Source organism: Leisingera sp. M523 (assembly GCF_025141335.1).
GTDB lineage: Bacteria > Pseudomonadota > Alphaproteobacteria > Rhodobacterales > Rhodobacteraceae > Leisingera.
Window position 1 is genome coordinate 3,973,771 of sequence record NZ_CP081036.1, and the last position, 21,589, is coordinate 3,995,359.

At 61.3% G+C, this 21,589-nt stretch carries 20 protein-coding genes; 11 read left to right on the forward strand and 9 right to left on the reverse strand.

From position 1 onward, the window contains the following. Positions 1-12 precede the first annotated feature (12 nt). The 4 genes from holA to K3557_RS19790 all read right to left on the reverse strand — a co-directional run bounded on the left by holA (position 13) and on the right by K3557_RS19790 (position 4,681). Positions 13-1,041, reverse strand: a complete 1,029-nt coding sequence (gene holA, locus K3557_RS19775) for a DNA polymerase III subunit delta (RefSeq protein WP_259996189.1) — start codon at positions 1,039-1,041, stop codon at positions 13-15. Continuing rightward, on the reverse strand, positions 1,038-1,553 hold the full coding sequence (gene lptE, locus K3557_RS19780) for an LPS assembly lipoprotein LptE (RefSeq protein WP_259996203.1): 516 nt from the start codon (positions 1,551-1,553) through the stop codon (positions 1,038-1,040). Before lptE ends, holA begins: the two co-directional genes overlap by 4 nt. Next, positions 1,540-4,104, reverse strand: coding sequence for a leucine--tRNA ligase (gene leuS / locus K3557_RS19785; protein WP_259996216.1), 2,565 nt, complete (start codon positions 4,102-4,104; stop codon positions 1,540-1,542). Before leuS ends, lptE begins: the two co-directional genes overlap by 14 nt. A gap of 88 nt (positions 4,105-4,192) precedes the next feature. After that, positions 4,193-4,681 carry a DUF3576 domain-containing protein gene (locus K3557_RS19790; RefSeq protein WP_259988378.1) on the reverse strand — a complete coding sequence of 163 codons (489 nt, stop codon included), beginning with the start codon at positions 4,679-4,681 and terminating at the stop codon, positions 4,193-4,195. A 331-nt stretch (positions 4,682-5,012) separates the two neighbouring features. On the opposite strand from K3557_RS19790, the gene K3557_RS19795 reads away from it, so the two are divergent. Continuing rightward, on the forward strand, positions 5,013-6,008 hold the full coding sequence (locus tag K3557_RS19795) for a porin (RefSeq protein WP_259996218.1): 996 nt from the start codon (positions 5,013-5,015) through the stop codon (positions 6,006-6,008). Between the two features lie 122 nt (positions 6,009-6,130). Next, positions 6,131-6,781, forward strand: a complete 651-nt coding sequence (locus K3557_RS19800) for a YggS family pyridoxal phosphate-dependent enzyme (RefSeq protein ID WP_259996230.1) — start codon at positions 6,131-6,133, stop codon at positions 6,779-6,781. 57 nt (positions 6,782-6,838) lie between these two features. Here K3557_RS19800 and K3557_RS19805 read toward each other — a convergent pair whose 3' ends face one another. After that, complete coding sequence (locus tag K3557_RS19805) at positions 6,839-7,333, reverse strand: L,D-transpeptidase (RefSeq protein ID WP_259999700.1); 495 nt, start codon at positions 7,331-7,333, stop codon at positions 6,839-6,841. A gap of 14 nt (positions 7,334-7,347) precedes the next feature. Next, on the reverse strand, positions 7,348-8,436 hold the full coding sequence (gene ribA / locus K3557_RS19810) for a GTP cyclohydrolase II (RefSeq protein ID WP_259996233.1): 1,089 nt from the start codon (positions 8,434-8,436) through the stop codon (positions 7,348-7,350). A 173-nt stretch (positions 8,437-8,609) separates the two neighbouring features. On the opposite strand from ribA, the gene K3557_RS19815 reads away from it, so the two are divergent. Both K3557_RS19815 and K3557_RS19820 read left to right on the forward strand, forming a co-directional pair. Next, positions 8,610-9,296: a response regulator transcription factor gene (locus K3557_RS19815; protein WP_129372450.1), complete on the forward strand. Its 687-nt coding sequence runs from the start codon at positions 8,610-8,612 to the stop codon at positions 9,294-9,296. Between the two features lie 234 nt (positions 9,297-9,530). Then, on the forward strand, positions 9,531-10,319 hold the full coding sequence (locus tag K3557_RS19820) for an exodeoxyribonuclease III (protein ID WP_259996235.1): 789 nt from the start codon (positions 9,531-9,533) through the stop codon (positions 10,317-10,319). A 179-nt stretch (positions 10,320-10,498) separates the two neighbouring features. Here the strand turns inward: K3557_RS19820 and K3557_RS19825 are convergent, their stop codons facing one another. Further along, positions 10,499-11,020: a DUF6653 family protein gene (locus K3557_RS19825; protein WP_259996237.1), complete on the reverse strand. Its 522-nt coding sequence runs from the start codon at positions 11,018-11,020 to the stop codon at positions 10,499-10,501. A 74-nt stretch (positions 11,021-11,094) separates the two neighbouring features. Here K3557_RS19825 and K3557_RS19830 point away from each other — a divergent pair, with 74 nt between their 5' ends. From K3557_RS19830 to K3557_RS19840, 3 genes are read left to right on the forward strand one after another with little or no spacing between them, the layout of a single operon-like run. Continuing rightward, on the forward strand, positions 11,095-12,021 hold the full coding sequence (locus K3557_RS19830) for a tetratricopeptide repeat protein (protein ID WP_259988367.1): 927 nt from the start codon (positions 11,095-11,097) through the stop codon (positions 12,019-12,021). Between the two features lie 27 nt (positions 12,022-12,048). Then, positions 12,049-12,693: an LON peptidase substrate-binding domain-containing protein gene (locus K3557_RS19835; protein ID WP_259996239.1), complete on the forward strand. Its 645-nt coding sequence runs from the start codon at positions 12,049-12,051 to the stop codon at positions 12,691-12,693. Continuing rightward, a complete protein-coding gene (locus K3557_RS19840; protein WP_259988363.1) occupies positions 12,690-12,878 on the forward strand; it encodes a Trm112 family protein in 189 nt (62 codons plus the stop codon). The genes K3557_RS19835 and K3557_RS19840 overlap by 4 nt, the downstream gene beginning before the upstream one ends. 26 nt (positions 12,879-12,904) lie before the next feature. On the opposite strand, the gene K3557_RS19845 is transcribed toward K3557_RS19840, so the two are convergent. Next, positions 12,905-14,131, reverse strand: a complete 1,227-nt coding sequence (locus K3557_RS19845) for an FAD-dependent monooxygenase (RefSeq protein ID WP_259996241.1) — start codon at positions 14,129-14,131, stop codon at positions 12,905-12,907. 111 nt (positions 14,132-14,242) lie between these two features. On the opposite strand from K3557_RS19845, the gene K3557_RS19850 reads away from it, so the two are divergent. The 4 genes from K3557_RS19850 (at position 14,243) to K3557_RS19865 (ending at position 20,663) form a co-directional block, all read left to right on the forward strand. Next, positions 14,243-15,574 (forward strand): amidase, encoded by a 1,332-nt coding sequence (locus K3557_RS19850; RefSeq protein WP_259996251.1) that lies wholly within the window; start codon positions 14,243-14,245, stop codon positions 15,572-15,574. A 109-nt stretch (positions 15,575-15,683) separates the two neighbouring features. After that, positions 15,684-16,862: an aminotransferase class I/II-fold pyridoxal phosphate-dependent enzyme gene (locus K3557_RS19855; RefSeq protein ID WP_259999702.1), complete on the forward strand. Its 1,179-nt coding sequence runs from the start codon at positions 15,684-15,686 to the stop codon at positions 16,860-16,862. Between the two features lie 116 nt (positions 16,863-16,978). Next, the gene (locus tag K3557_RS19860; protein ID WP_259996258.1) at positions 16,979-19,999 is read left to right on the forward strand and encodes a DNA translocase FtsK; all 3,021 of its coding nucleotides are present in this window, start codon (positions 16,979-16,981) and stop codon (positions 19,997-19,999) included. A 79-nt stretch (positions 20,000-20,078) separates the two neighbouring features. Continuing rightward, positions 20,079-20,663 (forward strand): outer membrane lipoprotein carrier protein LolA, encoded by a 585-nt coding sequence (locus K3557_RS19865; RefSeq protein WP_259996260.1) that lies wholly within the window; start codon positions 20,079-20,081, stop codon positions 20,661-20,663. Positions 20,664-20,838: 175 nt separating this feature from the next. On the opposite strand, the gene K3557_RS19870 is transcribed toward K3557_RS19865, so the two are convergent. Continuing rightward, complete coding sequence (locus K3557_RS19870) at positions 20,839-21,426, reverse strand: lytic transglycosylase (protein ID WP_259996262.1); 588 nt, start codon at positions 21,424-21,426, stop codon at positions 20,839-20,841. Between the last annotated feature and the right edge of the window lie 163 nt (positions 21,427-21,589).

Consider the following 21,589-nt stretch of genomic DNA (forward strand, 5'->3'; position numbering starts at 1 on the left):
GGCATTACCGGATCAGCGGGCGCGGCCCAGCATGGCCAGCCGGATCAGGGCGCGCTCCATCAGCGCCAGCGCCGGCGCGGTCTGGCCGGCGGAACGCAACGCCAGGTCGGTATCGGTAATGATCGTCAGCGCGGTCTCCAGCCGGTTTGCGCCCCAATTCTGTGCCTGGCGCAGCATCCGGTCGCGGCGTTTGCCGTATAGCGGCGAGCGCAGCTGGCCAATCCCCTGGGCAGGGCCGCCGGGAGCCGCTGCAATTGTGTAAAGCGTACGGAAATGCCGGGTTGCCCCGATGCAGAGGGTGACTGCGTTGGTGCCTTGTGCTTGAAGGCGGCGGATCAGCGGGCCGATTTCAGCGCTTCGGGCTTCGGCCACCACATTCAGAACATCGTCCAGCGCGGCCTCGGTCGATTGCGGGGCAACGGCGCCGATGTCCTCCAGTGACAGCGGGCTGCTGTCAGCGTGTTTATAAAGCGCCAGCTTCTCGATCATGCGGGAGAAGTCGCCAGGGCCGATATCATTGGCGATATCCGTCAGCGCTGACATGCTGTCGCCGGGAACGTCCCGGATACCAGCCCCCCCCAGGATCCGCTCGATCTCGGCGCGCGAAGGCGGGTCGTCGTATATTCCCACCGAATAGGCATTTCGGTGGCCTTCAAACGCCTTCCGCAGTTTCGAGGTGGCCTTGAGCTGCCCGGCTGTGACTACAATCTGCGCATCCCCTGGCTGCCAGTCTTCCAGCGCTGTCGCAATGGCAGGGGTGGCGGTGTCATTGGCGCCTTCGACAAAAACCGCCCGGACACCGGGAAAGAACCCCACCGCCTTCACGGCATCCAGCAGCTGTGCTGGATCCTTGCGCAGGTCGCTGCCGGGCAGGCGGGTCAGACGCATTTCTTCTTCGGCACCGGGGCCAAGCAGGGCCGCCAGCACCTGCTGCCGCTTCAGCGACACGCGCATTGCGTCTGCGCCATAGATCAGAATGCCGGTCTTGCCGGGATCAGGCTTGGCGAAATAGCCATCCGCTTCGCGCGGAGAGAGCTTCATTCCACCGGCGCGGACAGATCCGCAGTTGCCAGAATCTGTGCGGTGATCTGATCGGCCAGAATGACCATCAACCGTTCATGCGCGTCACGTTCACCTGCCAGCGTCTCCACGGTGGAGCCGGTTGCGGAGTAGCCGGTGAAATTCCGCACGGTGCCGCTGGAGGCGATCTTGCCATCCGACAAGCGGGTCAGGGAAAAGCCAGCACTGCCGATCACTGAATAGCGGGTGATCTCATTACCTGCAGTGATCGCCTGGCCTTCTTCCTGGGTGCTGAGCGTCAGGTCAAGTTTATAGGCAGCGCTGCCGCCGCGGCCCAAACGCTGCTCCAGGTTCTGAACCAGGAAATAGGCGTCTGTACCGCTGGCATCCTTGATCTCTTCAGGGGATTGAACCTCGATCTGCCCAAACAGCGCGGTTCCGGTGCCGCCAGGGGCGTACACCGGGGTAAAGCCGCAGGCCGCTGCCACCACGGGCAGGGCCAGCAGCAGGGTTCTGCGGTTAAGCAACGACATTCACAATCCGGCCCGGCACCACGATCACCTTCTTCGGAGCGCTGCCATTCAGCGCCTTCTGCACAGCTTCGTGTGCCAGCGCCAGTTTTTCAACCTCTGCCTTGTCCAGATCCTTGGCGACCTCAATCTCGCCGCGGCGCTTGCCGTTGATCTGGATCGGCAGGGTGACGGTGTCCTCGACCAGCATGGCGTCGTCTGCAACCGGCCAGGGCGCGGTGGCGCACAGGCCTTCGCCGCCCTGATGGCTCCAGATGTCTTCGGCCAGATGCGGGGTCATCGGGGACATCAGCTGCGCCAGGGTCATGATCGCCTGCTTCTGCACCGATGCGCCGGCCTTGGATTTGGCAAGCGTGTTGGTGAAGGCGTAAAGTTTAGCAATTGCGGCGTTGAACCCAAAGGAATCAACACCCAGGGTCACGTCGCGGATTGCCTTATGCATCTCACGCAGCAGATCCTCGTCGCCTTCGCCCGCTGCTTCCGGGTCCATTTCTCCGATCCGGTCGCACATATTCCAGACCCGGTTCAGGTGTTTATAGGAAGCCTCGGCCCCGGCGGCGGTCCATTCCACGTCGCGCTCGGGCGGAGAATCGGACAGCACGAACCAACGTGCGGTATCGGCGCCAAAGGACGAGATGATGTGAAGCGGGTCCACCACGTTGTTCTTGGACTTGGACATCTTGGCAGAGGGGATAATCTCTACCTCGGTGCCGTCCTTCAGGAAGCCCTTGCCGTCGCGCAGCTCCACTTCTTCAGGGTAGTGGTAAACCGGGCGGTGATTGCCGCCGGTGGTCTTGTAGATCGCGTGGGTCACCATGCCTTGCGTGAACAGAGCATCAAACGGCTCAATGGATTTTTCAGGCAGGTGGCCGCAAATCTGCATCGCGCGGGCAAAGAAGCGCGAATAGAGCAGGTGCAAAATCGCGTGCTCGATGCCGCCGATGTACTGGTCGACGTTCATCCAGTATTCAGCCTCGGCCAGATCGGTCGGGGTTTCGGCGCGCGGTGCGGTGAAACGGGCGAAGTACCAGGACGAATCGACGAACGTGTCCATGGTGTCGGTTTCGCGCTGGGCCGGCTTTCCGCAAGACGGGCAGGCACAGTTGCGCCAGCTCGGGTGGCGGTCCAGCGGGTTGCCGGGAACCGAGAAGTCGATGGGTTTGCCGTCTTCGTCATAGGGCAGAGCGATCGGCAGGTTTTCTTTCTTCTCCGGCACCACGCCGCAGTCTTCGCAATGGACCACCGGAATCGGGCAACCCCAGTAACGCTGGCGCGACAGACCCCAGTCACGCAGGCGGAATTTGGTGACGCCCTTGCCCCAGCCGGCTTTCTCGGCAAAATCGACGGTGGCGTTGATTGCTTCTTCGCCGGTGGCTTCCGTAAGCCCGGCAAAGTGATCAACCCAGCGGACCTTTTCGGTCTTCGGCGGCACAAAGGCTTCGCCCGCAACCGGAGAATCATTGTCCAGCGCAAAGAAGGTGTCGCTGACCGGCAGGTCATACTTGCGGCAGAAATCCAGGTCGCGCTGATCATGCGCCGGGCAGGCAAAGATCGCGCCGGTGCCGTAGTCCATCAGGATGAAGTTGGCGATCCAGACCGGCAGCTCCCAATCCGGGTTCAGCGGGTGCTTCACGCGGATGCCGGTGTCATAGCCCAGCTTTTCCGCCGTCTCGATGGCTTCCTCGGTGGTACCGCCCTTGCGGCATTCAGCGACAAACGCCGCGACCTCTTCCGATTCGGCTTCCAGCGCCTTGGCAATCGGATGGTCGGGCGAAATGCCGACAAAAGACGCGCCCATCAGCGTGTCGGGACGGGTGGTGTAGACCTCAATCGGTTCGCCGCCGTCGGTGCGGTCGAACGAGAACTGCAACCCGCGCGATTTGCCGATCCAATTTTCCTGCATCAGGCGGACTTTGGCCGGCCAGTTCTCCAAGCCGTCCAGCGCCGACAGCAGCTCTTCGGAGAAATCGGAGATTTTAAAGAACCACTGGGTCAGCTCGCGCCGCTCCACCAGCGCGCCGGAGCGCCAGCCGCGGCCGTTCTCGACTTGCTCGTTGGCCAGCACGGTCATGTCGATGGGATCCCAGTTCACCACGGCGTTCTTGCGGTAGACCAGGCCCTTTTCCAGGAAATCCAGGAACAGCGCTTGCTGCTGGCCGTAATACTCCGGATCACAAGTGGCGAACATGCGGCTCCAGTCCAGCGACAGGCCCAGCGGCTTCATTTGCTCGACCATCGTGCCGATGTTCGAATAGGTCCAGTCCTTGGGATGCCCGCCCGAGGCCATCGCGGCATTTTCGGCCGGCATGCCGAAGGCGTCAAACCCCATCGGATGCAGCACGTTATGGCCGGTGGACAGCTTGTAGCGCGCGATCACATCGCCCATCGTATAGTTGCGCACATGGCCCATGTGCAGTTTGCCCGACGGGTAGGGGAACATTTCCAGCACATAATATTTCGGCTTGCCGCCGGTGCGCTTGGCTTGGAAAATCCCGGCCTTGTCCCAGGCTTCCTGCCATTTAGCTTCGATTTCCGTGGCGGAGTAACGCGACATCAGAGCGGTCCTTTGCATGAAAACGCCGGGCAAGTGGCCCGGCGCTTCTGATAATGGGGTTTGGCTGGTGTTTCCAGAGCGCAGCGGGTCAGAGTTTTTTATCCGCGATCCGCAGCTGCCGTGCGCGGGAAAGAATCGCGTCCTCAACAGCGCGGGACGTGCTGGCGCTGACCGGGCCGCCCTTGGATTGCAGCGCCACGTTCAAGGAACGCGCGTCCAGTGCAGGGTCCTTGATGTGAACGGTGGCCCGGTAGGTGCGGCCGCCGCCAGGCGGGGTGCCATAGCCCGTGATGATAACACCGGTGAAGGGATCAACCGATTGCACGGGCAGGAAGTTCAGCACGTCCAGGCTGGCCGCCCACAGGTAGCGGTTGACCTGCACGTTCTGGTCCGGCTCGCCGCGGAACACATCCCAGATCGAGGACGGATTGCTTTGTGCCCCAATTTCATCAACCGCCAACCGGTCCTTGCCCAGCAGGGTGCCATCCTGGCTGCGGTCCTTGTTGCCGCCGCACGCAGCTAGACTGAGGCATATTGCGCCGGCCAAAGTTGCCTGCAGAGTCTTTGTTCTGGTCATAACCGCTCCCGGAGCCAATTTCTGGCCGAACACCTAGCGCAAGCGGCGCGGGCGGAGCAAGTGCTTTGCCCTATATAGAGGGCCCTCCCATCGTGCGATACGCCTCCGGGGTGATAGGTCGATGGTGCAGAAGCCTGTAAACCTGCGCGCTTGCCGTCCATCCGGTGCTGTAGCGAGGCAGACTGTGGCATAGCTGCACCATCCCGGACCGCATCGTTTCGCCCGACTTTCCCAACACTTGCCAAAACGGGGGCGAAAGAGCGAAACCCCTTGGCATACCCACGCCGGATTCCCCGGTTTGGGCTTAAGATTAGAAAACCGAGGGAAAAACATGAAAAAGGTTCTCTTCGCGACCACCGCGCTGATCGCCACCGCAGGCATGGCCGCGGCCGAAGTCAAAATCTCCGGCTATGGCCGTTTTGGCCTGGACTACAACGAAGCCAACAAAACCGTTGTTGGCCGTTCCGAGACCAACATCACCAGCCGCCTGCGCTTCACCTTCGACGCGTCGACCGAAACCGACGGTGGCGTGACCGTTGGCGCACGTGCCCGTGCCCAGTTCGAAAACCGTGACGGCGCACCCGGCACCGGCGTGTTCAACGGCGCTCAGTTCCACGTTGCCTACGGCGGCCTGCGTGTGAACGTCGGTAACATCTGGGGCGCGATCGACAACATGCCAGGCTTCTACCTGGAAACCCGTTCGGTTGGCATCGGTATCGACGGCGCTGGCTTCAACTCGCTGGTGACCAACGTTGCAGGTAACGGCTTTGACTGGGATACCTATACCTCGGCAGCAGCCGGCCGTAACGGTATCGAAGCTCTGTACTCTGCCGGCGGCTTCTCGGGCCACCTGTCCTATTCGCAGGCAAATGGCGGCACCGTCGCTGGTTCCGCAAACGGCACCGAGCGTACCGCTGTGCACGTTGCCTACACCTTCGGTGACTGGACTGCCGCTCTGGGCTACCAGGACTCCAACGTCGCAACCGAAGACAAACTGGTCTTCACCGTTGCAGGCGATCTGGGTCAGTTCGGTGTTCGTCTTGCATACGGCAACAACATGGACGCAGTGACTGTTGGCGGCGTTGCACAAGACGTCGACAAAATCACCCTGGCTGGTAACGTTGAGCTGGGCGCAGCTTCCACTCTGGTTGCCTTCGTGAGCAGCGAAGACAACCCGGCAGGCACCGGCACCGGCGGCACCGACGGCACCGCCTTCGGCATCAACTACTCCTACGATCTGGGTGGCGGCGTGTCGTTCGAAGCGGGTGCGGTTGAATCGTCCTCCGACAACACCACCGTTCAGGCAGGCCTGTACTTCAGCTTCTAAGCTGAAGCACGCCTAGCGTGAATTCAGGGCGGGTTCCTTCGGGGACCCGCCCTTTTCTTTTGCCTCTTAACATTTGCAGGCAAACAGTGTTTTTTCGGCCAAACAGCTACGAGGCCAAACCCATGCCGCTTGAAGACATCAGATCCCGAATCGCCAAGGCTGAACAGCAGGCAGACCGTATGCCGGGCAGCGTGCAGCTGATTGCGGTTTCCAAAGTGCAGCCGGACGCGCGGGTCGAGGCGGTGCTGCGGGAAGGCCATCGCTGTTTCGGTGAAAACAAGGTGCAGGAAGCGGCTGGAAAATGGCCGGGATTTGCGGAGCAGTTTGACGGTATCGACTTGCATTTGATCGGCCCGCTGCAGACCAACAAAACCCGCCAGGCGATGGAGCTCTTTGACAGCATCCATTCAGTTGACCGGCCCAAACTGGCCAATACGCTGGCCAGGCTGGCGCAGGAGTTGGGCAAATGCCCGGAATTGTTCATTCAAGTGAATACCGGCGAGGAGGAGCAAAAGGCAGGCGTGATGCCGTCCGATGCAGATGCTTTCATCGCAGATTGCCGCCAGCTTGATCTGCCTCTAAAGGGGGTGATGTGCATCCCGCCGGTGGAAGAAGAGGCCAGCCTGCATTTCGCGCTGCTGGCAAAGATTGCTGAGCGCAACGGGCTTAAGGGCCTGTCGATGGGAATGAGCGGCGATTTCGAGAAAGCCATAGCCCTTGGCGCTACCCATGTTCGCGTCGGTTCTGCCATTTTCGGCGCCCGCACCTATTGAGGCACAAAAGTTTTGGGCAAAACTTTTGCCAAGACTTTTTGAAAAGTCTTGGTTGCGTCAGGGGCGTGCCAGAGGCGGGACGATAACCCGGGATCCAGGTTGAACCCGGTCAGCAAGCCAATGGAGATCCGCGCGTGAGAAGGCGATGCAGCCTTCAGTGGGGTATCCAGGCCTCCTCCATTGATGAAGGAAGATCGCAGAACCGCTTCCCGGAGTTGCGGCTGGCCAGTTCCAATCGGTGATCAATACGAGATCATAAAGCGGATCGCTGCGCCGCAGTTGTTCGTGACTGAACGGGTGCGGTGCCCGCACATGGTGGTTGTAATTTGCATCTCCCGAGTCGTCCGACCATAGATCCTGCGGACCAATGGGCTTGGCCCAGGAGGCAGGGCGGCACAGCCTGTCGGGGCGGTAAAACATGCCTGCAATGCGATGCACGCCGACGGGAGTCGCACCATCTCCTTCGCGTTTGTTCTGGGACAGCCCGCCTTTGCCGATTGTGCACGGCAGCACCCGCCCCAGAAAGCGCAGGCCGCGGGGGGTCAGGACCAGATCGGCGGGTGATGTCACAGCATATGCCCGGATTTCTGGGCCTTGGTCGCCAGGTAATGCTGGTTGTGGGCGTTTTCACCCACTTTCAGCGCCACCCGTTCCGCCACATGCACGCCGGTCTTTTCCATCATCGCAATCTTGTTCGGGTTGTTGGTCAGCAGCCGCACTTGGGAGAAGCCCAATTCTTGCAGAATAGAGGCGCCCAGGCGGAAGTCGCGCTCATCATCCTCAAACCCCAGACGGTGATTGGCCTCCACTGTATCAAAGCCCTGGTCTTGCAGCGAATATGCCCGCATTTTATTGGCAAGGCCGATCCCGCGACCCTCCTGATTCAGGTACAGAAGGACACCCGCACCTTCTGCGCCCATCTGTGCCAGTGCGCCCTGCAGCTGCGGGCCGCAATCGCATTTCAGCGAACCCAGCACGTCGCCGGTGAAGCAGGCCGAATGCAGCCGGGCCAGAACCGGCTTGGATCTGTCGGGGCGGCCGACTTCCACAGCATAATGCTCCTCGGCGCCATCCTCCGGGCGGAAGATATGAAGCCTGCCGGCTTCGGCGGCATTCATTGGCAGGCGGGCGGCCGCAACCGGATGCAGGGGGGAGCTTTCACTCAGCAAGGGTTCTGCGGCTGTACGCGAAATGGCGGTAAGGCCGTGGGCCGCGGCAAACCCGGACGGATCGCTGATGGGCGCAAGAGCAGCAGCTGGCAGCAGGCGCGCGGATTTCACCAGTGCAATTGCCAGCCGGTGCAGGTCTGCGCTGCCGCCGCGCTGGCTGGAAAGCGGACCCTTCATCGGTGTGTTCAGATCATCGGCCGGGTCGGCCAGCGACTGGATCCACTTCAGCCCCTCAGTACCGGGAACAATAATGCGGGCGGTGTCCGCGTCATACACCCTGGCCTTCAGCGTTTCCGCCCGCCGGGCCGTCAAGGCCAAAGTCGGAGCGCCCAAGGCACGCATGTCTGCCAGACGTGTTTCTGTCAGCGATTCCACGGCAATTGCCAGCGCGGCCTCCGGGCCATCGCTCAATACCACCGGCAGGCCCATGCGCAGATCGACCCGGGCACGGGCCAGCAGTTCGATTATAGTGGGTATCAGGCTCATACGGGGATTCCGGTGTTATTTTGTAACAAAGGCTCGCTGTCTTTACGCCCAATTGCAACGGATGTGAAACATTTTCCCTGCCATGGACACGTCGGCGTGAGAGTATTGCAGCAAATCTTGCCGAGGGCGCAAGGGATGCGCATGTGTTGTCATGTGAACAGGAGGGCGAGCCGATGGCGCAACTGAAGAAAATTCTGCTGGTTGATGATGATGAAGACCTGCGAGAGGCCTTGAGCGAGCAGCTGGTAATGACCGAGGACTTCGATGTATTCGAGGCGGAGAACGGTCAAGGCGCGATGGAGCGCGCCAAGGAAGCGCTGTATGATCTGATTATTCTGGACGTGGGCCTGCCGGATACGGACGGGCGCGAACTGTGCCGCTTGCTGCGCAAGCAGGGAGTGAAGGCGCCAGTCTTGATGCTGACAGGCCACGACAGCGATGCAGACACTATTCTGGGTTTGGATGCCGGTGCCAATGACTATGTTTCTAAACCCTTCAAGTTCCCGGTGCTGCTGGCCCGGATCCGGGCGCAGCTGCGTCAGCATGAACAATCCGAGGACGCAGTCTTTGCGCTTGGCCCTTACACCTTTAAACCGTCGATGAAGCTTTTGATCGCGGAGGATGAGCGTAAAATCCGGCTGACCGAGAAAGAAACCAACATCCTCAAGTTTCTCTATCGCTCCAGCGATGGTGTGGTGCCGCGGGATGTTCTTCTGCATGAGGTGTGGGGATACAATGCAGGTGTGACCACGCATACGCTGGAAACCCATATCTACCGTCTGCGGCAGAAAATTGAGCCCGATCCGTCGAATGCACGCCTGTTGGTGACGGAATCCGGCGGTTACCGGCTGGTCGCGTGATGTAACCGGCGTTGAGCCAGATCAAAGAAGAACTTGAGGTTCATCTTTAAAACAGACCCTATCCCGCGCATATCCGGGTCACGGTATGCACCTCCCTGTTGGACTTGGCCGGGCGTGATGCCCGGCCTTTTTTTGTCTGGATTGTTTGAACCCGTAGGCCAATTCATCTCTGGTCCTTCCCGGCCCGGACAGGCAGTATCGCGCCGGAACCCGGATTTCACGATGAGGCGCGCGATGCCATTTACTCTTGCCACTTGGAATATCAACTCGGTCCGCCTGCGCGAACCGATTGTGCAGAAGCTGTTGCAGGAGGAGGGGCCGGATGTGCTTTGCCTGCAAGAGTGCAAAAGCCCGGTGGACAAGATCCCGTTGGACGGCTTTGCGGCTCTGGGCTACGGCCACATGGTTGCACGCGGCCAGAAAGGCTACAACGGGGTGGCAATCCTGTCGCGCCTGCCGATTGAGGATGCAGGGGACCAGGATTTCGCCAGCCTTGGCCATGCACGCCATGTGGCCGGACGGCTGGAAAACGGAGTGGTGATCCACAACTTCTATGTACCGGCGGGCGGTGACGTGCCGGACCGGGAAAAGAACGAGAAATTCGGCCAGAAGCTCGATTACCTCACGGAGATGCGCGACTGGTTCCAAGCTGATAAACCGGAAAAATCCATCCTGGTCGGGGATCTTAATATCGCCCCGCGCGAGGATGATGTCTGGGACCACAAGAAGCTGTTGAAGGTTGTCAGCCATACACCCATTGAGGTGGAGCATTTCGCAGACGTGATGGATGCGGGCGGATGGTCCGATGTGACCCGGAACGATATCCCCGACGGCCGCCTTTACAGCTGGTGGAGCTACCGGGCCAAGGACTGGGATGCGGCTGACAAAGGGCGCCGTCTCGACCACATTTGGGCGACGCCGGATATTAAAAACGCGGCCCATTCCAGCCGGATCCTGCGGGGTGCCCGCGGCTGGGAGAAGCCCAGCGATCATGCGCCGGTATTTGCAACCTTTGATCTGTGACAGCAGGTGGAGCGCTCCCGCCTGATCCGCAACATCCGCAGGATGTTTCTCCTCCGTTGGGGATGGCACTGCGCTGCCGCGCAGTGCGGTGCCGCCGCGCGTCAGCGCGGCGCCCGGCCCAACGCCGTAAGGGCTCTGGCGCAGCCAGGGCGCGCTGACGGGGACGGGAGCGCTGCCGCTCAGCGCAGCCAGCGGGCGTATTCGGGGTGTCTGTCCTGCATGTCCTGGTAGAGCCAGACCATCCGGTCCACAAACCACAGCTTACCGCCAACCATCAGCGTCAGGCCGCCAAAGGTGAATCCGGGATCCAAGATCCAAATACCATAGATCCAAGGGATCGCTCCAATGCCCGACGCCCACGCCAGGCCCTTTGCCCAGCCCAGGTGATGGCGCGGTATGGGAACCTGCGCCCGGTTCAGGAGCACCCGCTCGCCAAATGTGCCGCGGGACGCCCAGATGCCGGTGCTGGCAGGCCGGCCAAAGGCGCGCGGGTTCCACCAAGTCCACGCCAGCACCAGCGCAACGGGTAAAATCGCCCCCCAGCCCAGCCATACCCGGGACCAGATGGCGAGTGTCATCAGAGGAAGTACGGCCATTCGGCTCACGACGCTCCATGGGTTGGCGTGCCGCGCCCAAGCGGCGTCATCCATACGCATCATCTTTTCAGATAACGCAAAGAGATCGAACCTGCGGCTGGCCATCGGCAAACTCCTCTCTTGGTTTCCGGCGCTTAGGATTCCATATAGGGGGCAAGTTCCAAGCGGAGAACAATCTGATGACCGAAATTCTTGGCAGCACCGCACCGGCGGGTGATCTGATCAAAGACGTGACCGAAGCCACTTTCATGCAGGACGTTGTCGAAGCGTCGATGCAGGCGCCGGTGATCGTGGACTTCTGGGCGCCTTGGTGCGGTCCGTGCAAAACCTTGGGCCCGATGCTGGAGGCGGCTGTCACCAAGGCCAAGGGTGCCGCCACCATGGCCAAGATCAACGTGGACGAAAACCAGCGCCTGGCGCAGGCACTGGCGCAGCAGGGGCTGCCGCTGCAGTCGATCCCCACTGTGGTCGCCTTTGTGGAGGGACGTCCGGTGGACATGTTCCAGGGCGCACTGCCGGCATCGGAGATCGAAGCCTTTGTGAACAAGGCCATCGAGGCGGGGGGCGGGTCAGCCGACGGCGGTCTGGGCGAGGCGCTGGAAGCCGCCGAGCTGATGCTGACTGAAGGTGCCGTAGCGGATGCAGCGCAGACTTTTGCTGCCATTCTGGGCGAAGATGACAAGAACGCCGCGGCTTATGGCGGATTGGCACGCGCGCATATCGCGCTTGGCGATCTGGATCAGGCGGAGGCCGTTTTGAATGGCGCACCCGCCGAGATTGCGGATGCAGCCGAGATCGAAGCCGCTCATGCGCAGATCGCCCTGGCGCGGCAGGCCGAGAATGCTGGCCCGGTGGGGGAATTGCGGGCTGCGGTGGACGCCAGCCCGGATGACTTGCAGGCGCGTTTCGACCTGGCGCAGGCGCTGCATGCGGCTGGAGATGCAGAAGCCGCAGTAGACGAATTGCTGGAGCTTTTCCGCCGCGACCGCGAGTGGAACGAGGGTGCTGCCAAGGTGCAGCTCTTCACCATCTTTGATGCGCTGAAACCCAACGACCCGGTGGTTCTCAACGGGCGCAGGAAACTTAGCTCAATGATATTTGCCTAAGACCGGGGCAGCACTACACTCTGTCCCATGATCCAGCCTGCTGATCTGCCGGACACGATTGCCGTGTTCCCATTGCCCGGGGCGCTTTTGCTGCCCCGGTCGCGTTTGCCGTTGCACATTTTCGAGCCGCGCTACCTGCAGATGCTCGAAGATACGCTCAAGACGCGGCAGCGTCTGATAGGCATGGTGCAGCCCTGTCCGGGTCCGCACGGAACCGGGGAGGAGCTGCATGCGATTGGATGTGCCGGGCGCGTCACACAGTTTTCCGAGACAGAAGACGGACGGTACCTGGTCACGCTTTCGGGCGTCTCCAGGTTCAGGATTACCCGCGAAGCCAACGGTTTTACCCCCTATCAGCGCTGTGATGTCAGCTGGACAGGATTTGACCGGGACCTTGGCCGTTCCGAGGCGGACGATACCCTTGACCGGTCGTCTTTCCTGGATCTGCTGGACCGGTTCTTTTCTTCCCGGAGCCTGTCAACCGATTGGGAGGCATTGAAAGACGCGGACGACGAGTTGCTGATCAATTCTCTGGCCATGCTCTTGGAATTCGACACCGAAGAGAAACAGGCCTTGCTCGAAGCGCCCTGCCTTGTCACAAGGCGGGAAACGCTTGTCACTTTGATTGAATTCGCCCTGCGCGGCGGCTCTCAGGAGGAAACCCTGCAATGACCGAGACACAGGCACCTGCCTTTGACCGCCGGATGCTGGAAGCGCTGGTCTGCCCGCTGACGCAGGCGGTTCTGGAATATGATGCCGCGGCTCAAGAACTGATTTCGCGTGCTGCCAACCTGGCTTTTCCAATCCGCAATGGCATCCCGGTGATGCTGGCAGATGAGGCGCGCGCGCTGGACTGACGCTGCACAAAGGCAGCGCCCATGCTTTAGATTGGCTGCCCTTTCAGCAACTTGGGCAAGTCGCCGGTCAGGCCCGCAGCCTCGCGCACGAAATTGCGGCGCAGGCCGGGGATCGCTCCTGCCAAGCCCATGCCAATATCCCGTCCCAGACGCAGCAGCGGGTTGTCGTTGGAAAACAGCCGGTTGAACATATCCGTGGCTGCAGCCAGCGAGGCTGTGTCGAACCGGCGCCATTGCTGGTAACGCTCCATCACCAGGGAGGAGCCGATGTCTTCACCGCGCCGTGTGGCCTCGGTGATCACTTCGGCCATTGCTCCGACATCGCGCAGGCCTGCGTTCAGCCCTTGACCGGCAATCGGGTGCATCCCATGCGCCGCATCCCCCACCAGCGCCATGCGGTCGCCGATAAAGCTGTTGGCGATGGTCAGGTTCAGCGGGTAAGTGAAGCGTTTGCCTGCCAGGGAAATCTCTCCGAGGAAATCACCAAAGCGCGGCCGCAGCGCCTGAATGTATTCGGCGTCATTCAACGCATGGATGGCCTTGGCGGTCTCCGTCCGCTCGCTCCACACGATGGAGGAGCGGTTGCCCGGCAGCGGCAGGATCGCCAGCGGCCCGGGCGGCATGAAGAACTGATGCGCGATGCCGTGATGCGGTTTTTCGTGGTCAATGGCGCAGACCAGGGCTGTCTGGCCATAGTCCCAGCCGGTGCGCTTGATGCCCGCCCGTTGCGCGGTGCCGCTGCGGCGCCCGTCCGAGCCGACCAGAACCTGACCGCGCAGCTCGCCGCCATCGTCCAGGGTGACAGTGACACCGCTTTGGTCCGGTGCTTGTGCAACCACGGTGCGCCCGGACACCAGGGTGATGCCCGGCGCGTCCTCCATCGCCTGCAGAAAGGCCCGGCGCAGGAAACGGTCCTCAACCATATAGCCCATCGGGCCTTCTTCCAGCTCGGCATGGTCGAAGTGGATGAAAAACGGTGACGGGCCGTGGCCCGCATGACCGTCTGTTACCTTGATCTCCAGCATTGCTTGCGCATTGTCCCCGACATGCTGCCAGACGCCGGTCTGCTGCAGCAGCCGCTGCGAAGCCAGCGCCAGCGCGTAACCGCGCCCGTCAAAGCTCTCATCAGCAAGCTTGTCCGGGGTCAGTGCGTCGACCACAGTGACGCTATGGCCGGTCTGCGCGAGGGCCAGGGCCAGCGCGGGGCCGTTCAGCCCGCCGCCCACGATCAGGATATCAGAGGCATTTTTCATGCCCCGCAATATGCGCCTGCTGGCGGGATTGTCCATCCGGGAAGCGCGGGATTGTGCCTGTGTCTTACTGCCGCTACCGTTTGCATCAACTGCATTTGGGGAGACGGGCTGATGCAAGATTGGCTGACAATGACCGCCGCCGCTTTGGGACGGGGGATTGAGGCGGGTGAAATCGGTCCGGTGGCGCTGACCCGCTGTTATCTGAACGCCATAGATGCCCATCCGCTGAAGGACCGGATCTATACCCAAGTGACCCATGATCGCGCCCTGGCCGAAGCCGAGGCTGCGCAGGCACGTGCGGATCTGGGCCTGCGCCGGTCGCCGCTGGACGGGGTGCCGGTCAGTTGGAAGGATCTGTTTGACAGCGCAGGCACCGCAACCGAATCCGGTTCGGATCTGCTGAAGGGCCGGGTGCCGGAACAGGATGCAGCGGTCCTGCGCAACGCAACACTCTTGGGGGCGGTCTGCCTGGGCAAAACCCATATGAGCGAACTGGCGTTTTCTGGCCTTGGCTTCAACCCGATCAAGGAAACGCCGCCTTGCGTAAATGATCAGGAGGCCGCGCCAGGCGGATCGTCTTCCGGTGCGGCGGCGTCAGTTGCCTTTGGTCTGGCCGCAGCTGGAATCGGCTCTGATACGGGCGGTTCGGTCCGTATTCCGTCTGCCTGGAATGATCTGGTAGGGCTCAAAACCACCTCAGGCCGGATTACTCTGGAGGGCGTGGTGCCGCTGTGCTTGAAATTCGATACCATCGGTCCGCTGGCTCGCTCGGTGGAGGATGCCGGGCTTCTGTTAGGGCTGCTGGAGGGAACGGCGGGACCGGATCTGCGCAATCCCGGATCGCTGAAAGGGTGCCGGTTTGCCGATTTGCAAAATGTGGCGCAAAACGATTTGGACCCAAAGGTTTCTGCCGCCCATCGTGATACGCTGCAGCGCCTGAAATACGCCGGCGCAAAAATCGTGCCGCTGGAGGTTCCAGAGCTGGAAGAGGCCATGGCGCTGAGCCCGATTCTCTACACCACCGAAGCCTACGGCTTGTGGAAAGACGTGATCGAGGCAACGCCGGATCTGATGTATGCGGAAATACTTGAGCGCTTCCGCACCGGTGCGCAGTTCAGCGGTCCGGACTATGTCGCGGCCTGGGCTAAGCTGGAGCAATGCCGTATGGCTTGGGACCAGACAGTGGCCGGGTTTGATGCGGTGCTCAGCCCCGTTTCGCCAATTTTGCCGCCGAATCTGCAACGGCTGCAAAGCGATCATGACTATTACGTGCAGTCCAACCTGCTGGCACTGCGCAACACGCGGATCGGAAACCTGATGGGGCTGTGTGCGCTTTCGCTGCCCACCGGCACACCCAGCTGCGGCCTTCAGGTGCTCGGCCTGCCGGACTGCGAGGAAGCCTTGCTGCGCATCGGTGCCGCGATTGAAATGGCCTTGGCCTGAAAGCCACATTCGGCCCAGCGGGCACTTCACCGGGTGGACGCACCCGCCCGCCACCTGTAACCTGAGGCGCAAACGGGGCGCCAATGATCCTGTGACCGAGGCATTAGATATGGATTTTCCTGAGCGGTTTTCAAACCTGCCAGCCTATGCGTTTCCGCGCCTGCGGGCGCTTTTGGACCATCACACCCCTGGCGGGGATGTGGTGCATATGACCATTGGCGAGCCGAAACATGCGTTTCCGGCCTGGGTCACCGATGTCATCACTGAAAACGCCGCCGGGTTTAACCAGTATCCTAACAATGATGGCACGCCAGAATTGCGCGGTGCCATCGCGGATTGGATTGCCCGCCGTTACGGCGTAACCGCGGACCCTGAAACGCAAGTCATGGCACTGAACGGCACCCGCGAAGGACTTTACAACGCCACCATGGCGCTGTGTCCTGAGCAGAAGAACGGGCAAAAGCCGGTGGTGCTGATCCCGAACCCCTTCTATCAGGTCTATATGGTGGCTACGATTTCGGTGGCGGCAGAGCCGGTATTTGTACCCGCAACAACGGCCACCAGCCATTTGCCGGACTACGGGAACTTGCCCGAGGACGTGCTGAACCGTACCGTTGCGGCCTATATATGCTCGCCTGCCAATCCCCAGGGTGCTGTCGCGTCGCGCGGCTACTGGACCCGGCTGATCCAGCTGGCCGAGAAATATGATTTCCGCATCTTCGCAGATGAATGCTATTCCGAGATCTACCGCGACGCAGCCCCCGTCGGCGCATTGACCGTTGCCCAAGAGCTGGGCGCCGACCCCGAGCGTGTGGTTTTGTTTAACTCCCTGTCGAAACGCTCAAACCTTCCGGGGCTGCGTTCCGGACTGATTGCTGGCGGTCCCGAGACCATCAAACGGGTCAAACAGCTGCGCGCCTATTCCGGGGCTCCGCTGCCGGCCCCGTTGCAGGCGGCCGCGGCCAGGGTCTGGGCGGATGAGGCGCATGTGGCGGAGAACCGCGCGCTTTATCAGGAAAAATACGCGATTGCCGACGAGGTCTTTGCCGGCCTCAATGGATACATGGCGCCCGAAGCGGGCTTCTTCCTTTGGCTTCCGGTAGAGAATGGCGAGCAGGCCGCACTGAAGCTGTGGCAGGAGACCGGCGTGCGGGTGCTGCCAGGCGCCTATCTGGCACAAGGCGCGCCGGGACAGAACCCGGGCGAGACATATATCCGGGTGGCGCTGGTCGCCCCCGCCGAGGACACCCGCAGGGCGCTGACCACGCTGCGCGGCTGCCTGTACTGAAATTCTGCTGCGCGGCCCCTGGCTTGGGGCCGCGCAGCCAAGACCAATAAACGGACAGGTTCGTGACCTTGCGGGTAACAGCGGGCACGGGCAAAAGAAACGGAACTGAGGTAGGCATGGCATTTCAAACCCGCAGCCGCGATCCGCTGCTCGACAGCAATATGCAGGCGGCTATTGAAAAGCGCGGCAAGGAACTGATTGGGATTGCACTGATCCTCGTGGGGCTGATGGTTGCCGCCATGCTGGGGTCGTATACGCCGGACGATCCGAACTGGACCGTGTCCACGGACGCGCCAGTGCAGAACTGGCTGGGCCGTCCCGGCGCTTCTGTTTCTTTCATCCTGATTACCTTGTTCGGCAAGGCCAGCTGGGCCGTGCCTTTGTTCCTGTCAGCCTGGGGTCTGCGGTTTGTGCTGCACAAGGGCGAGGACCGGGTGGTCTGGCCGCTGCTTTTGTCGGTGCCGTGGCTGTTGGTGGTGGCGCTGCACATGGAAACCCTGAACGCCAGCTCCACCTGGCAGCAGAATTATGACTTCGGCCTTGGCGGCATGGTTGGTTACACCTTCCTGGGCGCATTGCTGGCGCTGCTGCCCGTAGGCCTGCATTTCATGGTGAAAATTATGTCGCTGCTGAGTGCCGCGGGAATGCTGGCGCTTGGCTGCGCGGTGCTTGGCTTCACCTGGCCCGAGGTGAAGAAGGGCCTGCACAAAGTGATGATCGGCCTGATCCTGGGCTATGGCGCTGTAGCCGCATTGCTGGGCCGCGGGGCGTCCAGCGGGCTGCAGGCCGCAATGACCTATCGTAAAGCACGGGCGGAACAAGCGGAAGAATCTGCCTATGACGCTGCTGACGGCGAGCCGGAGATGTTCGAGGATTATGCAGAAGACGCATACATTGCGGACAGCCAGCAGGAAGAGTCGGAACCGACTGCCAAAGGCGGTTTGCTGTCGCGTGTGCCCGGCCTGATCCGCCGTGTTGCACCTGCGCCGGAGGCGGACAGCGCCTATGCGGCTGACATGCAGGATGAGGACGCGGCTGAATTTCCGGCTGATGGCGAAGGCGGTGAAGACCGGATTTCCCAGAAAATCGCCAATGCCGTGCGCATTCGCCGGGCAGCAGATGTGCCGCCGGAGCAGGATCCGGCCCTGCCGCTGACCAAAGGCCGCGGCCAGCGTCCCGCACCGCTGATCTACAACCCTGCCATGGACCAGGACGGCCTGCCGCCTGAGCCGCCTCTGACCGCTGCGCTTGCAACGATGCCGCCGCTGCCGGAAGATCCCTCGCTTTCCTGGCAGGCTTCCGCAGAAGACGCCTTTGGTTCGGAAGCATCGTATGCTGACCTTCGGGACGAAGATGAGATTGCAGACACCGCTTCGGATCACAGTATGATAGCTCCGGACTACGTCCCGTCCGAGGATCTGCCGGATGCTGCGGAACCGCCTGCGCCAGTTTCCTCCGCGCCCGAACCGCGCCCGGTGCCGGGACCGCGTCTGACCGTTGATCTGCCCGTGGCCGAGCCGCGCAAGGCAGTGGTCGAACAGCCGGCACGCAAAACCGTACAGCCCTCGGCGCGTGCCAAGGCCGAAGCGCAGCCCAATCTGGCGTTCGATGCCAGCGGCAGCGATTTTGAATTGCCGCCGCTGAGCCTGCTGACCAACCCGACCGGCATCGAGCGCCACCACCTGAGCGACGAAGCGCTGGAAGAAAATGCGCGGATGCTGGAGGCCGTGCTGGATGACTATGGCGTCAAGGGAGAGATCACCTCGGTCCGTCCCGGTCCCGTTGTCACCATGTATGAGCTGGAACCGGCACCGGGCCTCAAGGCATCCCGGGTGATTGGCCTTTCTGACGACATCGCCCGCTCGATGTCGGCGCTTTCGGCACGGGTTTCAACCGTGCCAGGGCGTACAGTGATCGGTATCGAACTGCCGAATGAGAAACGCGAAAAAGTGGTCCTGCGCGAGATCCTGTCGTCGCGGGATTTCGGCGACGGCAACCACGCGCTGCCACTGGCATTGGGCAAGGATATCGGCGGCGATTCCATGGTCGCGAACCTCGCCAAAATGCCCCACCTGCTGATTGCCGGCACCACCGGTTCCGGTAAGTCGGTGGCGATCAACACCATGATCCTGTCGCTGCTGTATAAGCTGACGCCGGCTGAATGCCGCCTGATCATGATTGATCCCAAGATGCTGGAGCTTTCCGTTTATGACGGCATCCCGCATCTGCTTTCGCCCGTTGTGACCGACCCCAAAAAAGCCGTCGTCGCGCTGAAATGGGTGGTGGGCGAGATGGAGGACCGCTACCGCAAGATGTCCAAGATGGGTGTGCGTAACATCGCCGGCTACAATGGCCGCGTGAAGGAAGCGCTGGCCAAGGGCGAGATGTTCTCGCGAACCGTGCAGACGGGTTTCGACGACGACACCGGCGAGCCGGTGTTCGAGACCGAAGAGTTTCAACCCGTTGTCCTGCCCTATATCGTTGTGATTGTTGACGAGATGGCAGACCTGATGATGGTGGCCGGCAAAGAGATCGAAGCCTGCATCCAGCGTCTGGCGCAGATGGCGCGGGCTTCGGGCATTCATCTTATCATGGCGACACAGCGCCCCTCGGTTGACGTGATCACCGGCACCATCAAGGCAAACTTCCCGACCCGGATTTCCTTCCAGGTCACCTCTAAGATCGACAGCCGCACCATTCTGGGTGAAATGGGCGCTGAACAGCTCTTGGGTATGGGGGATATGCTGTATATGGCCGGCGGCGCCAAGATCACCCGCTGCCACGGGCCGTTCTGTTCGGACGAAGAGGTCGAGGAAGTGGTCAACCACCTCAAGCAATTCGGCCCGCCGGACTATGTTGGCAGCGTTTTGGATGGTCCGGCTGACGACAAGGCTGATAACATTGATGCAGTTCTGGGACTGAACACCGGCGGCAATACTGATACCGAGGACGCTTTGTACGACACTGCAGTTGCCATCGTGGTCAAGGACCGCAAATGCTCCACCTCCTACATCCAGCGAAAATTGGCGATCGGCTATAACAAAGCCGCGCGGCTGGTTGAACAGATGGAGGACGAGGGCGTCGTGTCGGCTGCCAACCACGTGGGCAAGCGGGAAATTCTGGTTCCCGAACAATGAGCTGACGAAAATCTGCCGATGCCGGGTCCGTAGGGATCCGGCATCTTCACTTTTGCAGCAGCGTGCCTATGTTGAGGCCATGAAACGGATTGCACTCGCCTTTGCGCTGACCCTTGCTGCGCCGGCCGCCTGGGCGGCTGAACAGCTTAGCCTCAATGAGATTTCCCGTTATTTGAACGGGATTTCCACCGCAGCCTCCCCCTTCACCCAGATCAATGACGACGGCAGCCTGTCGACGGGCAAGCTTTACATGCACCGCCCGGGCCGGATGCGGTTTGAATATGACGGCAAGGGCGGCGGAACCGTGGTTGCCGGCGGCGGGGCGGTGGTGATCCACGATCCCAAGTCAAACCAGCCGCCTGAGACCTATCCGCTCAAGCGGACTCCGCTGTCGATCATCCTGGACCGCAACGTGAATTTAGAACGTGCAAATATGGTGGTGGGGCACAGTTTTGACGGCACCTCTACTATTGTGCGGGCGCAGGATCCGGAACACCCGGACTATGGCAGTATCGAAATGATGTTCACCGGCGCCCCGGTAGAACTGCGCAAATGGGTCATTCACGACGGTGCAGGCGGCCAGACAACTGTAATTCTGGGTGCAATGGAAACCGGTCAAAAACTGTCCTCCAGCCTGTTCACCACCAGCGGCAGATCCCGCTGAAGCAGCGGCTCCCGCGCCCGCGGCTGCTCCGGCCTTGCCGGAACAGCCTGGCGGCCTTGGGCCCAGCACCGGGCTGGCGCCCGGTGCGGCTCCGCGTGAATTCAGCGGTTAGGGAACAATCGCAATATCAGTCCAACGGCTGAGAGGCTTTCACAAAGAAAGCCCCTTCTGGATCTCAGCGGAATTTGCGGCAGGTCGCGAGCTGGGCTTGATAAGTCTGGGCGCGGGATTCGACCTGTCCGGCAACACGCTGCAGCCACGGTTTGGACCGGTGGCTGCCGCGTGAGTAGCCATAATGCCCCTCGTGGTAGGCGAGGTATTGATTGCGCGCGTCATACAGCTGGATACCGTTCTTTTCGCGGCTCTTGCGCATGTACCAGCCCATGAAATCGGCCGCATCGCTGATCCGGTCGCGCTTGGCCCGCCGCCGGCCGGTATCGCGCCGGTAATCGTCCCAGGTTCCGTCCAGCGCCTGGCTGTAACCGTAAGCACTGGATTGCCTGCCGACAGGGATCACTCCCAGCAGGTACTGGTGCGGCGTGCGGGCATCGCCGCGGAACCGGCTTTCGTGATAGATCGTTGCCATCTGCACATGCACCGGGACACCCCAGCGGCGCTGGGACGCGCGGAAGGCTTTCAGGTATTCGGGCCGCTGCTGAATGATGCTGCACGCATTATCCAGATTGCGCGGCGGCGCTTTGTGCCCGCCTCCGCAAGACGCTACCGCCATGAGGAGAACGAGGGCGCTGATTATTCTGCTCATTGCCTCTGCCCATTTTTGATTTGGGTTATTTTGCGGCAAGTTTAGCGGATTGCGGCAGGTGAGGAAATCACAATTACAGAATCTGGGTCAGCAGCAGTGGCAGCAATGCCGCTGACATCAGGGTTGAGACCACCACAAGCCCGGCCACAGCGCTGGAATCGGC